This is a genomic window from Sorangium sp. So ce375, from assembly GCF_051473855.1.
Lineage (GTDB): Bacteria > Myxococcota_A > Polyangia > Polyangiales > Polyangiaceae > Sorangium.
Window position 1 is genome coordinate 2,461,374 of sequence record NZ_CP150335.1, and the last position, 13,429, is coordinate 2,474,802.

Sequence of the window (13,429 nt, forward strand, 5' to 3'; positions counted from 1 at the left end):
TCGGCGGCGCGTGAGGAGACGACGCGCGCTCGTCCGGGGGGCGGCGACCGCGTCGAGCAGCGCGCTCGTCAGCGAGCGGCGACGACCTCGTCGACCAGCGAGAGCAGCGTCGCCGCGTCGAACGGCTTCAGGAGCAGCCGGGCGTTGACCTGCTGCAGGAACGCCTTGCTGCGCTCCGTGAAGGCGCCGCCGGTCAAGAACACGACCCGGCGCTGCTGCTCGGGCGCGTGCTCGGCGAGCGACGTGTAGAAATCCATCCCCGTCATATCGGGCATCATGAGGTCGCACAGGATGGCGTCGTAGCGCTCTCCGGCGCGGATCCGGAGCAGCGCGTCGCGCGCGCTCGCGGTCGCGGTCGTCTCGTGCCGTGGCTCGAGCGTCCCCGCGATGGCCCGCGTGAGCAGCGGTTCGTCGTCGATGATGAGGACCCGCTGTCGCGGCGCCGCCTCCGGCGCGAGCGCGGCGACGCTGCAGCTCTCGCGCGGCCACCCTGACGCGCCGGGGCCAGGCGTCGCGGAGCCGTGCGCGTCGCTGGCCGTGGCGGCGGGGAGGATGAGGCGGAACGTGCTCCCCTTGCCCGGGCGGCTGTCCACCTCGATCCTGCCCCCCAGCGCTGTGACGATGGCGTGGCAGATCGCGAGCCCCAACCCGAGCCCTTCGCCTGCTCCCTTGCTCGTGTAGAACGGCTCGAAGATCCGCTCGAGCGACTCGGGCGCGATCCCGACGCCCGTGTCGCGCACCTCGACGACGACCGCCCCCTCGGCATTGCAGCACGTCGAGAGCTCGATCTCGTTCTGCTCGGCGAGCCCCTCGGGGATGGCCTGCGCGGCGTTCACGATGAGATTCAGGAAGACCTGCGCGAGCCGGGGCTCGTTCGCCTCGACGGGCGGCACCTCCTCGAAGCTCCGGACGACGCGGGCGCGGTGCCGGATCTCGTTCATCGCCATGTGGACGCAGGCGTCGAGCACCCGCCGGGGGTCGACCGGCCCGCGGCGGTCCTCCTCGGCGCGCGAGAAGCTGTGGAGATCGCGCACGATGATCCGCACCCGCTCGGCGCCCTCGCGCGCGTCCTCCAGGAGGCTCAGCACGTCGGAGAGCTCGCTCGGCGGCGCGCGGCCGTCGCCGTGAGCGCGGGCCCAGGGGCCGCCGCGCGCGGCGCTGTTCCGCCGATCGAGCGAGCCGATGCGCCGGATGGCCGCGTCGACGTTCGTGATGACGAAGGCGAGGGGGTTGTTGATCTCATGGGCGACGCCGGCGGCCAGCGTCCCGACGCTCGCCATGCGACCGGCGACGACGAGGCGGGCCTGCGTCTGCGCGAGCGTCTGGCGCGAGACGGCGTCGCGCGCGGCGCGCTCGCGGGCGACGGCGAGCCGCGCCCGGGGGCCCGCGCCATCGCCGTCCGCGATCAGGAAATCGCTCGCGCCGGCCGCGAGGATCCCGTCGATGTCCTCGTCGCGCTCGGTGATCGCGAGGACGAACACCGCCTCCCCGCCGTGCTGCTCCCGCACGCGGCCGCAGAACGCGGCGGCGCTGGCGGGCTCGCTCCAGTCGACGACGAGCACCGGCGGCGCCTCGCCGACGCACCGCTCCAGCGCGCGCTCGGGATCGGAGGTGACGCCGACGTCCGGCACATGGCGTCGGATCAGCGCTTCGAATCGCTCGCTCGCCGCGGCGCGCCCGCGGAGGAGCAGGATGGCGGCCGGCTCCGCGCAGCCCATCGACGTCCTCTCAAATCCTTCGAAGACCCCTTTTCAGGCGTCCTCCGAAGATCCTTTACCGCATCTCCATCCCGGCGTGCAGGCATGGTGATCCGTTCCGCTGCACCTGCCAGGCACCCCGCCGCGTCGCCGGCCGCGCTCGCGCCGCTCGCCAGCCGATCGGCTCGCCCGCTTCGCGCGGCTATCGGGGGCTGGACGTCGCGTCGTCGTCCGGATCGCCGTCGTCGGCGACCCTCGTCGCGGCGTCCGTGAGCGGCGGGTACAGGCTCTCGACGAACTTCCCGGAGAGCCGACCCGCGAGGTGTGCATCCATCCGCGCCATCGCCTCGCGCAGCCGATCGATCTCGGCCGAGAGCGCTGCCTTGAGCGGCTGGCGCTGCGCCTGCTCCATCCAGGTGAGCTCCACGAGCGCCTCCTCAAGGTGCGCGCGCGCCGCACCGCCCGCCTCGCCCGCGTCGGGTTCTCGGACCAGGTACTCCGCGACGCGCACGCGCCCGCGGTAGCGGACCCGCGTCCGCTCGAGGAAATCCCGGTACGGCTTCACGGCCCCGCTGAGGGCCTGCACCGCCGCCGAGAGCGCGCTCGCCTCGCCCCGCAGCGCCTCGCGATCGGCGCCGGAGAGCGCGGGGTTGTGCTCGACGTGGGCCTCGAGCGTCGCCAGCACCTCGCGGGCCCAGCGGAGGTGCCGGAGCCCCGAGGCGCCGCGCGACAGGCGCCGCCCGGCCGCCCCCTCCGCGCTCACGCCACCGCCGCGGCCGGCGCCGTCTCGCGCTCGGGGCGCTTCGCCGTCTCGTTGATCTTCACGCTGACGAGCTTCGAGACGCCGGGCTCCTGCATCGTCACGCCGTAGAGCACGTCGACCGACTGCATCGTGCGCTTGATGTGCGTGATGAGGATGAACTGCGAGTGGCTCGTCATGCTCCGGATCCCCTCGTTGTAGCGGGCCACGTTCGCCTCATCGAGCGGCGCGTCGACCTCGTCGAGGATGCAGAACGGCGACGGCTTGAACTGGAAGATCGCGAAGATGAGCGACACCGCGGTGAGCGCCTTCTCGCCGCCGCTCATGAGCTCGATGTTCCCGAGCTTCTTGCCCGGCGGCTGCGCCAGGATCTCGATCCCCGTCTCCAGCATGTCGTCGGGGTTCGTCAGCCTGAGCTCCGCCTGGCCGCCGCGGAACATCTTGGGGAACAGCGCCTTGAAGCGCGCGTTGATGCCGTCGTACGTCGTCTTGAAGAGCCGCTTCGACTCGCGGTTCATCTGGGCGATCGCCTTCTCGAGGTCGTCGAGCGCCTTCTCGAGATCGGCCTTCTGGCTCGAGTAGTACGTGTACCGCTCCTCGGCCTCGGCGTGCTCACGCACGGCGTCGAGGTTGACGGGGCCCATGCGGTCGAGCAGCTCCGTCAGCTCCTGGATGCGCGCGCGGTGCGAGGCGTCGGCGGGCGGCCGCTTGTGGTAGTCGCCGACCACGCGGGCGAGCTCCAGCCCGCGGAAGCGCTCGCGCACCCCCTCGATGAGGTGGTCGTGCTCGACCCGCAGCCGCTCCAGCGCGAGCTCGTGCTTGCGGAGCCGCTCCGACACCTCGGCGAGCTCCTGGCGCAGCCCGCGCAGGTCGGCCTCGCGCACCCCGTGCGCCTGCCGCGCCTCGTCCAGCGAGCGCCGCGCCTCGGTCAGCGCCGCCTGCGCCGCGTGCGCCTCCGCGACGGCGCGGACGAGCGCCTCGCGCGCGATCACGATCGTGGCCGCGGCCTTCCCCGCGCCCACCGCGCTCTCCGTCCGCTCCTGGTCGAGCCGGGCGATCCGGCCCCGGAGCTCGTTGCACGACCGCGTGAGCCGCTCGACTGTGCCCCGCGCCGCCGCGGCGCGCTCGCGCACGCGCGCGAGCTTCACCTTGCGCTCGGTCACGATCGACTGCTGCCCGAGCACCCGCTCGCGCCACTCGGCCGCGACCTGCTCGGCGTGATCGAGGCCGGCCGCCGCCGCCTCGCGCGCCGCTCGCCCCGCCTCGAGCTTGTCGCGCGCCGCTTGCTGCTCGCTCCCGCCGGCGTCGAGGTTGTCCGCGAGGTCCTCGAGCTCGGAGCGCACGACGCCCTCGCGCTTCTGCGCCGCGGCGAGCTGCTCCTCCGCGCGGCGGAGGTCCTTCTCGGCCGTCACGAGCGCGAGCTCCCCCTCGTGCGCCTCGCTCCGCGCCCGCTCCAGCGCCGTTCCCACCTCGGTGATGCGCAGGCGGAGCTTCTGCTGCGCGTCGAGCAGCGCCGTCACCTCCTCCGATTTGGTCGCCACGAACTCGTGCAGCGCGCGCATCTCCCGCTTCTGCTCGATCATGCCGGCCGCGACCGCGTCGCCCGAGCCGCCGCTCACCACGCCGTCCTCGCGGAGGACGGTGCCGTCGAGCGTCACGAGCGTGCACCCCGCGCCCTCCGCCGCGAGCCGCGCGGCGACCTCGGCGGAGGTGACGACCACCGCGTCCCCCACGAGCGCGCGCGCCAGCGCCTCGTCCTCGGGCGCGAAGACGAGCCGGTCCGCGAGCGGCCCGAGCACGCCCTCCCCGCGCGGCGGCCGCCGCGCCGCGCCGGCCACGTACGCCGGCCGCGCCGCGATCACGCTCGCCCGCCCGCGGTTGTTCTTCGACAGGTCCGCGAGCAGCGCGATCCCGCGCTCGACGTCGCTCACGACCGCGCACTGCAGCCGGTCCCCGAGCAGCCCCGCGAAGGCCGCGGTCAGCTCCGCCGGCGCCTCGATCCTGTCGGCCACGAGCCCGAGCAGCGCCGGGTCCTTGGTCTTGAGGAGGTTCTTCACCCCGGCGCCGACGCCCTCGAGCCGCGCGTGCAGCTCCTCGAGCGCGCGGAGCCGGTTGCGCCGCTGCCCGAGCTCGTTCTTGGCGTGCTCCACGGCGCGATCGCTCGAGACCGCCTGCTCCCGCAGCGCCTTCATCTCGGCGTCCAGCCGCGTCCTCTCCTCCGCGGAGATCCGCTTCCCATCGGCGAGCTCCGCCACGTTGCGCGTCAGCGACGAGCGGCGCCGCTCGAGCTCCTCCGACTCATACATCAGCCGCCCGAGCTCGTCCTCGAGCTTCGCCCGCCGCTGGCTCATCTCGGTCATGCGCCGATCGAACCCGGCGAGCGACGCCTCGGCGGCCGCGACCGCCGCGGTGGCCTCGGCGGCCCGCCGGCGCAGGGCGGCGACCTCGTGCTCGGCGGTCCGCTCGCCGTGGCGCAGCTCCTCGAGCCGCTCGTGCTGCTCGAGCGCGAGCTCGCTCTCCCGCGCCTCCTCTTCGTCGACGCTGGCGAGCTGCGCCTCGAGCTGCGCCTTCTCCGTGGTGAGCTCCTCGACCGTCTTCTCGAGCTCTCCCTGCTCCTTGGCCGCGGTGACGAGCCGCTCCTCGAGGTGCCGCAGGCGGTCGCGCGCCCGCGCGATCTCGGCCTCGTGGGTGCGTACCTGGTTGTCGGCCGCGAACGCCTCGTTCTGCGCCCGCTCGGCCCGCTCCTCGCAGGCGAGGGCCTCGAGCCGGGTGACCTCGATCTCGGCCTCGCGCGCGGAGAGCGCGGTCCGCGACGCCTGCTCGCGCTCCGCGTGCTCGGTCCTGCCGAGCGACTCGCGCTGCGTGAGCACCGTGATCTCCAGGAGCTTGTGCGACGCCTCGTGGAGCACGAGGTCCTCCAGCTCCTTGCGGTAGTTGACGTAGCGCTCGGCCTTGGCCGCCTGGCGCTTCAAGGACGCGAGGTTCCGCTGGATCTCGGAGACGATGTCCCCCACGCGGAGCAGGTTCTGCCGCGTCTGGTCCATCTTCTGCTCGGCCTGCTTCTTCCTGGCCTTGTACTTCGTGATGCCGGCGGCCTCCTCGATGAGCATCCGCCGGTCCTCGGGGCGCGCCGAGACGATGAGCCCGATCTTTCCCTGCTCGATGATGGAGTAGGCCTTCGTGCCGACGCCGGTGCCGAGGAAGAGGTCGGTCACGTCCTTGAGCCGGACCTGGGTCTTGTTGATGAGGTACTCGCTCGTCCCGTCGCGGAAGAGCCGGCGCGTCACCGCGATCTCCGCGTAGTCCCGGTACTCGAGCGGCAGCTGCGACGCCGCCGTCGGCTCGCTGTTGTCGAAGGTGAGCGTCACCTCGGCCATCCCGTGCTGGGCGCGGGTCTCGGAGCCGTTGAAGATGACGTCCGACATCGACTTGCCGCGCAGGTGCTTCGCGCTCTGCTCGCCGATCGCCCACCGGATCGCGTCGACGATGTTCGACTTGCCGCAGCCGTTCGGACCGACGATGCCCACCACGTCCGTATCGAAATGGACCACCGTCCGGTCGACGAACGATTTGAACCCGCTGATCTCGAGCTTACGAATGCGCATGACGTCCCCGGGACCGGCCGGGCGGGCTTAAACGTATCGTCACAGCACGCCACGTACCGTCACAACTGGCGTCTCGGGGTCTACGTGCGCTGGCGCCGCGCGGCAAGATCGGAATCCTTGCTCCTCACGCCCACCGAGGACCATGTCTTGCGCGTCCCGCTGCCAGCGATGTCCCTGCCGCAAGGTGTGCTTTTGGCAGCCGCCTTGACAGGTGGCTAACGTGACCATAATCCTCGGGTTGTTCCGAGGAGTAGAAACGTCATGCCCACTTACGAGTACGCCTGCACATCTTGCGCGCATGAATGGGAGGCCGAGCAGTCCATCAAGGAGGCGCCGCTCTCGGAGTGCCCGTCGTGCCACAACGCGACAGCCCGGCGGCAGATCTCGCGCGGCACCGGCTTCATCCTCAAGGGCAGCGGCTGGTACTCCGACCTCTATGCCTCGGGCTCGAACAAGCCGCCGGCGAAGTCGGATGGCGGGTCGGGCAGCTCCTCAGGGTCGGAAGGGACGAGCTCGGACTCCGGATCGAGCAGCGCCTCGTCGGCGAGCAGCAGCACCAAGAGCGACTCCGGCGCGTCGTCCGCCTCCGCGGCGGCCTGACGCCACCTCGGCGAACAGCGACGGGGGTGTGGTCAGCGCGGCGCAGCGCGCAGCGGCGCCGTCGCGCTGCGGCGGGAGTGCTGCGTGCCCACCGGCGCCGGGCGGGGTGCTAGGGTGGCCTGGATGGATGAGAGAAAGCGACTTGAGGAGCTCCGCCGGCAGCTCACGGAGCTGGATCAAGAAATCCTTCGCAGTATCGAGCGGCGGGCTCGCATCGCGCACGAGCTCGCCAAGCTGAGGACGGGCACGGCCCGGTTCGCCCCCACGGCGGACGCCGCCCACATGCAGGCGCTCGAGCGCGCCGCGACGCCGCCGTTCCCGCAGCGGGCGGTGCGGCCGATCTTCGTCGCCATCGACGCGGCCTCGCGCGCCTTCGATGTCGCGCCCCGGGTCGCGTACCTGGGGGCCGAGGGCGACTATGGCTGGACCGCGGCGCACGATCACTTCGGGGTCGGCGGCGAGTTCGTCCGCGCCGACAGCCCGCTCGCCGCCATCGAGGAGGTCGCGCGTTCGCGCGCGGACTTCGCGGTGGTCCCGTACGAGTCGCTCAAGGAAGGGCCGATCTTCCCGACGATCCAGGCGATCGGCGGCGCCGATCTCAAGGTGGTCGGCGAGCGTCAGCTTGTGCAGGCGCTCGACCTCGTGAACCGGACGGGCAGCCTCACCGACGTCGAGCGGGTGTACTCCTCGCCTCAGGACCACGTGGCCTGCGTGAACTACCTCGAGCTCCAGCACCCGCGCGCGCTGGTGCTCGACGTGCGAGGTCCGCAGGCCGCCTGGGATCTCGCGGCCGAGAACGAGGGCAGCGCCGCCATCGTCCCCCGCGGCTTCGCGGGCGAGCAGGAGCTCAGGGTCGCCCGCGAGAACGTCGGCGACGAGGGGGAGCTCCGGATCCGCTACGCGGTGCTGTCCCGGCTCCCCTCGCCGCGCTCGGGCCACGACGCCACGGCGATCCTCTTCAGCGTCCACGATCGACCCGGCGCGCTCCACGACATCCTCCAGCACTTCAAGGAGCGCAGCTGCAACCTGCGGCGGGTCCACTCCCGCCCCGTCCCCGGTGAGGGCTGGGACTATGTGTTCTACGTCGAGGTCAGCGGCCACACGACCGATCGCGCGCTCGTCGCGGCGCTCGAGGGCGTGAAGCGCGAGACGAAGATGCTGAAGATCATCGGGTCCTTCCCCCTTGAGCGCCCCGACCCGCCGCACGAGCGAGCCTGATGGTGCAAACGCTGGTGAATTCCCGGGGCGCCGCCGCCCTGCGCCGCGTGGCGGGTGCGATCGCGATCGCGGCACTCGCCCTCCCGGCGCTCGGCGGCTGCGGCGGCGCCGACGACAGCCTCGCGCTGGTCGGCGGAGAGAAGATCGACTCGACGGCGATCGATCGCGACCCCCTGGCCGTCCTGCCGAGCGGCGCCGTGATGCTCGGCTACCTCGACGCGGCGGCGATGTTCACCTCCGGCCTGGGAGGCGAGGTCAACCAGATCGTCACGAGCCTGCTCCCGCTGGGCCCCGAGTCGAACTTCGTCCCGGCGCGCGACATCGTGAAGGTCTACGGCGGCCTCTACGCGATGCAGGGCGCGGACTTCTGCGCCGTCATGCAGGGCAACTTCGACGTCGACGCGATCCGCCGCGCCGCCGATGCGAGGACGGTCACCGTCATCGGCGCGCCGCTCGTGAAGACGCGCTACGCCGACAACGATCTCTTCACGGCCGGCAACGTCGGCTTCGTCGTGCTCACGCCGCACACGATCCTCACCGGCAACGAGACCGGGATGCGGCGGGCCCTCGATCGGCTCCGCTCCGGCAAGCTGAAGCGGTCGGTGCCATCGTGGATGGTCGAGCTGCTCGGGACGAAGGGCGCGTCGTTCGCCGTGGCGGGCGACTTCTCGAGCCAGCCGGCGGTCGCGTCGGCGGCAGGGCAGCTCCCCTTCCTCGCGGGGCTCCAGTACGTGCGCGTCATCGGCAACTTCCAGCCGCCCGGGGTCAACTTCGCCGGCGCCCTCACGTACACGGACCCGCAGAGCGCGGCGAACGGCGCCGTCGCGCTCCGGAACCTCGAGCAGATCGCCAGGATCGCGAGCTTGCTCTCCTCGTGGGGCTTCGGCTACGGCGCGGTCCCGCCGATGCAGGTCGCGCAGCGCGAGAGCGACGTCGCGTTCACGCTGCCCCTCGGCGAGGGGATCGTGCGCATGCTCCTGCGCACGGTCGCCGAGACGGCGCGGAGCGTGGCGCTCGTGCGCTGACTCAATCCTTGCGGAGCGGCGCGCGCGAAGGCGGCGCGGCGCGGGCGGGGTCCTCCGGCCACGCGTGCTTCGGGTAGCGGCGGCGGAGCTCCTTCGCGATGGCGGGATAGTGGCGCGCCCAGAACCCTGAGAGATCGGTCGTGACCTGCACCGGGCGCTGGTTCGGCGCGCACAGGTGCAGCACCACGGGCACCCGGCCGCCGGCGACGCGCGGCCCCTCCGCCATGCCGAAGAAGTCCTGCAGCCGCGACGCGAGCGACGGCGGCGCGCCCGCCGCGTACTCGAGGCGCGCCCGCCGGCCGCCGGGCAGGACGATCGACTCGGGGGCGAGCTCGGCGAGCGCCCGCGCCTTCGCGGGGCTCAGCGAGGCATGCACGGCGCCCGAGAGGTCCGCGTCGCGGAGCTCGGCGAAGCTCCTGCGCCCGTCGCAGAGCGCCCCGAGCGTGGCGAGCACCGCGCCCTCGTCCACGTCGGGCAGCTCGGCGTCGGGGCAGTGCGCGCGCACGAACGCGACCCGCAGGAGCCAGCCCTCGAGGGCGTCGCCCTTCACGAACGCCCGCCACCCCTTGGCCCTCGCCTGCGCCGCGAGCTCCCGCGCCGCCGCCTCCGACAGCGGACCGCCCGCACCCGCGGCGGGCCGCGCCTCGTCGAGCACGAGGCCGTCGTACGACAGCCGGCGCACGACCTCGACGCGCTCCGCGGCGGCGTTCCACGTCGCCTCGGTCGTGTCGCGGATCGCGTCCGTGAAGAGGTCGAGCAGCCAGTCGGCCTCGATCGCGCTCGCCGCCCGGACGACCGTGCGCGCAGCGCGCCCCTCGCTGCGCTCCTCGATGTCGACCGCGACCACGAGATCGACCTCGTCGATGACGCTCGCCTCGGAGAGCGCGGCCGTGCCGCCCGCCGCGAGCACGACCTCCCGCCCGCTCCGCCCCGTCGCGCTGGTCGGGCGGCGGAGGCGCCCGACCCGGTCGGGGTATCCGGAGAGGATCGCGACGCGCTGAGCGACCTCGCGCGCCTCGACGCTCTCCGGCGTCGCCGCGCTCCGGTGATCGGCGAGCCGAGAGAGCTGCTTGCGCGTCCGCTCCACGGTGAGCGCGCGCGCCGGGTCCACGCCCAGCCAGCGCAGGCGGTCCGCCGAGAACCGCGCGCGCTCCGCCTCCTCGAAGGCTTGGAGCGCCGCGAGCAGGTCGGAGCTGTGCCGCGCGTCGCTCCTCCGTCCGTGGGGCTCCCGCGCGCCCGAGGGCGCGCCGAGGTCGCGCTCGGCGACGAGAGCCGCGAGGGTGCACCCGTCGGCGGCGACGCCGCGCCGCTCGGCCTCGACGATCATGCGCGCCTGCCGCGGGTGCGCCGGGAAGCGCAGCATCCGCCGTCCGGTCGGCGTCACGCGCCGCCCCTCGTCGAGCGCGCCGAGCCGCACGAGCAGCGCCTCGGCCGCGGTGAGCCCGGCAGCGGGCGGCGCCTCCAGCCACCCGAACCCCTCGAGATCCGTGACCCCCGCGGCGCAGAGCTCGAGCACCGTCTCCGCGAGGTCGAGGCGGCGGATCTCGGGCGCCTCGTGCTCCGGCCGCGAGGCGAGATCCCCGCGCGTGTAGAGCCGGAGGCAGCGGCCGGGCCGCGTCCGCCCGGCGCGCCCCGCGCGCTGCGCCGCGGAGGCGCGGGCGATGGGCGCGACGCGGAGCGTGGGCAGCCCCGACCACGGCGCGTGCGCTGCCACGCGCGCGAGGCCGCTGTCGACGACCGCGACGACGCCGTCGATGGTCACGGAGGTCTCGGCCACGTTGGTCGAGAGGATGATCTTGCGCCGATCCGCGGGGCGCACCGCGCGGTCCTGCTCCGCCGCGGACAGCGAGCCGTGGAGCGGCAGGAGCAGCAGATCCTCGCTCTTCGCGAGGGGCGCGCACGCCTCCATCGACCGCCTGATCTCCGCAGCGCCTGGCAGGAAGACCAGCACGTCGCCGTCGAGCCCCTCCTCGATGAGCTGCCGCACCGACGACGCGACGAGGCTCTCGAGCGTCCTGTCGCCCCAGTGCGCCGGGGCGCGGCGGTCGCCCGCGCCGTGGGTCGACGCGCTCACACGGGCGCTCGGCAGGTACTCGATCGCGACGTCGAACATCCGCCCCTCGGCGCGCAAGGTCGGGGCCACCGGGGTCTCGGACGACGTCGCGTCGCGGCCGCGCCCGGCCTCGTCCGCCGGGGAGGGCTGCGCCTCCGGCCCCCCGAGGAACGCCGCGATCGGCCCGGCGTCGAGCGTCGCCGACATCACCACGAGGCGGAGATCGGGCCGCGCGCCGCGCTGCAGGCGCCGGAGCAGCGCGAGCGCGACGTCGCCGGCGAGGTGCCGCTCGTGGAACTCGTCGAGCACCACGGCGCTCACGCCCCGGAGCTCGCGATCGACGAGGAGCCGCCGCGTCAGCACGCCCTCGGTCACGAAGCGGACCCGCGTGGCCGGCCCGGCCGCCTCTTCGAAGCGCATCGTGTAACCCACGGTCTCGCCCACGCGCTCGCCGAGCTCCTCGGCCACGCGCCGCGCGGACAGGCGCGCCGCGAGCCGCCGCGGCTCCAGCACCAGGATCTCGCCGCGCTCCGCGAAGCCCGCGTCGAGCAGCGCGCGCGGTACGCGCGTCGTCTTGCCCGCCCCGGGCGGGGCCTCGAGCACCACGCTCGGACACGCGCGCAGGACGGCGCAGAGATCGGGGAGGATCGGATCGATCGGCAGCGGCTGCATGGCTTCGGCGCTCTCCGCGCGATGGGCGCGCGGCACCGGAGCCTAGCAATCCTTCGCGCGCGCGGACCTGTGATACTCGTCGATTTGCCGTGAGCACATCGACCGATCCGACCCATCTTTCAGCGACCGCCCTCGCCGCGCTCCTGGCGGCGCGCGCGATCAGCTCCGAGGAGCTCACGCGGGCGCACCTCTCGCGGATCGACGCGCTCGAGCCGCGGCTCCGCGCCTTCACCCAGGTGCTCCGCGACGAGGCGCTCGCGGCCGCCCGCGGCCTCGACGAGGAGCGCCGTCGCGGGGACGTCCGCGGTCCGCTCCACGGGCTCCCGATCACAGTCAAGGAGTCGCTCGACATGGCGGGCATGGCCTCCACGCTCGGCGTCGCCTCCCGCAAGGGGCACCGGGCGACCAGCGACGCGGCGGTCACCGCGCTGCTCCGCCGCGCGGGGGCCGTGATCCTCGGGCGCACGAACGTCTCGCAGCTGCTCCTGTACAACGAGGCGCGCAACCCGCTCTTCGGGCAGACGGCGAACCCGTGGAGCCTCGATCACAGCCCAGGCGGCTCGTCCGGCGGCGAGGCGGCCGCCATCGCGGCGGGGATGTCGCCGCTCGGCATCGGCACGGACATCGGCGGCAGCATCCGCGTCCCCGCGCACTGCTGCGGCATCGTCGGCCTCAAGCCGACGCTCGATCGCTGGACCAACAAGGGCAGCAACACGGCGTTGCTAGGGCAGGAGGCGATCCGCGCGCAGGTTGGGCCGATGGCGAGGAGCGCCCGCGACATCGCGCTCGTCATGTCCGAGCTCGAGCCCGCGTCGATGGCGGAGCTCGACGTCCGCGTGCCGCCGCTCCCGTTCGTCGAGCCGGCGAGCGTCGAGGTGGCGCGGCTGCGCGTCGGGTTCTACTGCGACGACGGGCTGGTCCCTCCCTCGACCGCCGTCGCCCGCGCGGTCGCGAAGGCGGCGTCGGCCCTGCGCGCGCGCGGCGCGACGGTCGTGCCGTTCACGCCGCCCGGGATCCCCGACGCGGTCTACGCGTACTTCGGCGCGCTGTCGGCGGACGGCGGCGCGACGGCGCTGTCGCTCCTCGAGCGCGGCGAGCAGGGCGGCGAGGCGACGGACATCGACGTCTCGCTCCGCTCGCTCCGCACGATGGCCTCGCTGCCGCCGTTCGCGCGCCGCGCGGCCGCGCGCGTCGCCGGCCTCGCGGGCGAGCGGCGGCTCCAGCGGCTGCTCGAGGTCACCGGGCCGAAATCGGTCTCGGAGTTCTGGCGCACCACGCACGCCCTGCGCGAGGCGCGCGCCGCGATCGCGTCCGCGATGCGCGCGGAGGCGCTCGATCTGCTGCTCTGCCCGCCGTACGCCACGCCGGCCTTGCCGCACACCGCGTCGCGCGACTTCGTCCTCGCGGGCAGCGCCGCGATGCTCTGGAACCTCACGCAGTTTCCGGCCGGAGTCGTCCCCGTGACCCGCGTGCGGGCCGAGGAGGCGCGCCGCGAGCCGCCGCGCGACCGGCTGGAGAAGCGGGCCGCCGAGGTCGATGCCAAGAGCGTGGGGCTGCCCGTCGGGGTGCAGGTGGTCGGCTTCCCCTTCAGCGAGCACCTGGTGCTGGCCGCCATGATCGCCATCGAGGACGAGCTCGGCGGCGAGACGGATCGGCCCATCACGCCCGTCTCACCGCCCTCGCTCGCCGGATGACGCGGCGAACGTCGGGAGCCGGGGGACCCGGATGACACCGGATCTCTACGACGCCGCTGCGGGGACGCTGTCAGACGCGTCCACAGTCGACAGGCACTGAAGCCC

At 73.7% G+C, this 13,429-nt stretch carries 8 protein-coding genes; 4 read left to right on the forward strand and 4 right to left on the reverse strand.

What is annotated here, in order from left to right; all coding sequences use genetic code 11:
- Positions 1-68: 68 nt before the first annotated feature.
- From WME90_RS09445 to smc, 3 genes are all read right to left on the reverse strand, one after another.
- On the reverse strand, positions 69-1,718 hold the full coding sequence (locus tag WME90_RS09445) for an ATP-binding protein (protein ID WP_437280755.1): 1,650 nt from the start codon (positions 1,716-1,718) through the stop codon (positions 69-71).
- A gap of 181 nt (positions 1,719-1,899) precedes the next feature.
- Positions 1,900-2,460, reverse strand: coding sequence for a hypothetical protein (locus WME90_RS09450; protein ID WP_437280756.1), 561 nt, complete (start codon positions 2,458-2,460; stop codon positions 1,900-1,902).
- A complete protein-coding gene (gene smc / locus WME90_RS09455; RefSeq protein ID WP_437280757.1) occupies positions 2,457-6,062 on the reverse strand; it encodes a chromosome segregation protein SMC in 3,606 nt (1,201 codons plus the stop codon). Before smc ends, WME90_RS09450 begins: the two co-directional genes overlap by 4 nt.
- 261 nt (positions 6,063-6,323) lie before the next feature.
- Here smc and WME90_RS09460 point away from each other — a divergent pair, with 261 nt between their 5' ends.
- The 3 genes from WME90_RS09460 to WME90_RS09470 all read left to right on the forward strand — a co-directional run bounded on the left by WME90_RS09460 (position 6,324) and on the right by WME90_RS09470 (position 8,905).
- Positions 6,324-6,662: an FmdB family zinc ribbon protein gene (locus WME90_RS09460; RefSeq protein ID WP_437280758.1), complete on the forward strand. Its 339-nt coding sequence runs from the start codon at positions 6,324-6,326 to the stop codon at positions 6,660-6,662.
- Between the two features lie 123 nt (positions 6,663-6,785).
- Positions 6,786-7,880 (forward strand): bifunctional chorismate mutase/prephenate dehydratase, encoded by a 1,095-nt coding sequence (locus WME90_RS09465; protein WP_437280759.1) that lies wholly within the window; start codon positions 6,786-6,788, stop codon positions 7,878-7,880.
- On the forward strand, positions 7,880-8,905 hold the full coding sequence (locus tag WME90_RS09470) for a hypothetical protein (RefSeq protein WP_437280760.1): 1,026 nt from the start codon (positions 7,880-7,882) through the stop codon (positions 8,903-8,905). Before WME90_RS09465 ends, WME90_RS09470 begins: the two co-directional genes overlap by 1 nt.
- Before the next feature lies 1 nt (position 8,906).
- On the opposite strand, the gene WME90_RS09475 is transcribed toward WME90_RS09470, so the two are convergent.
- Complete coding sequence (locus WME90_RS09475) at positions 8,907-11,630, reverse strand: ATP-dependent RNA helicase (RefSeq protein WP_437283587.1); 2,724 nt, start codon at positions 11,628-11,630, stop codon at positions 8,907-8,909.
- An 89-nt stretch (positions 11,631-11,719) separates the two neighbouring features.
- On the opposite strand from WME90_RS09475, the gene WME90_RS09480 reads away from it, so the two are divergent.
- Positions 11,720-13,324: an amidase family protein gene (locus WME90_RS09480; RefSeq protein WP_437280761.1), complete on the forward strand. Its 1,605-nt coding sequence runs from the start codon at positions 11,720-11,722 to the stop codon at positions 13,322-13,324.
- The last annotated feature ends 105 nt before the right edge of the window (positions 13,325-13,429 follow it).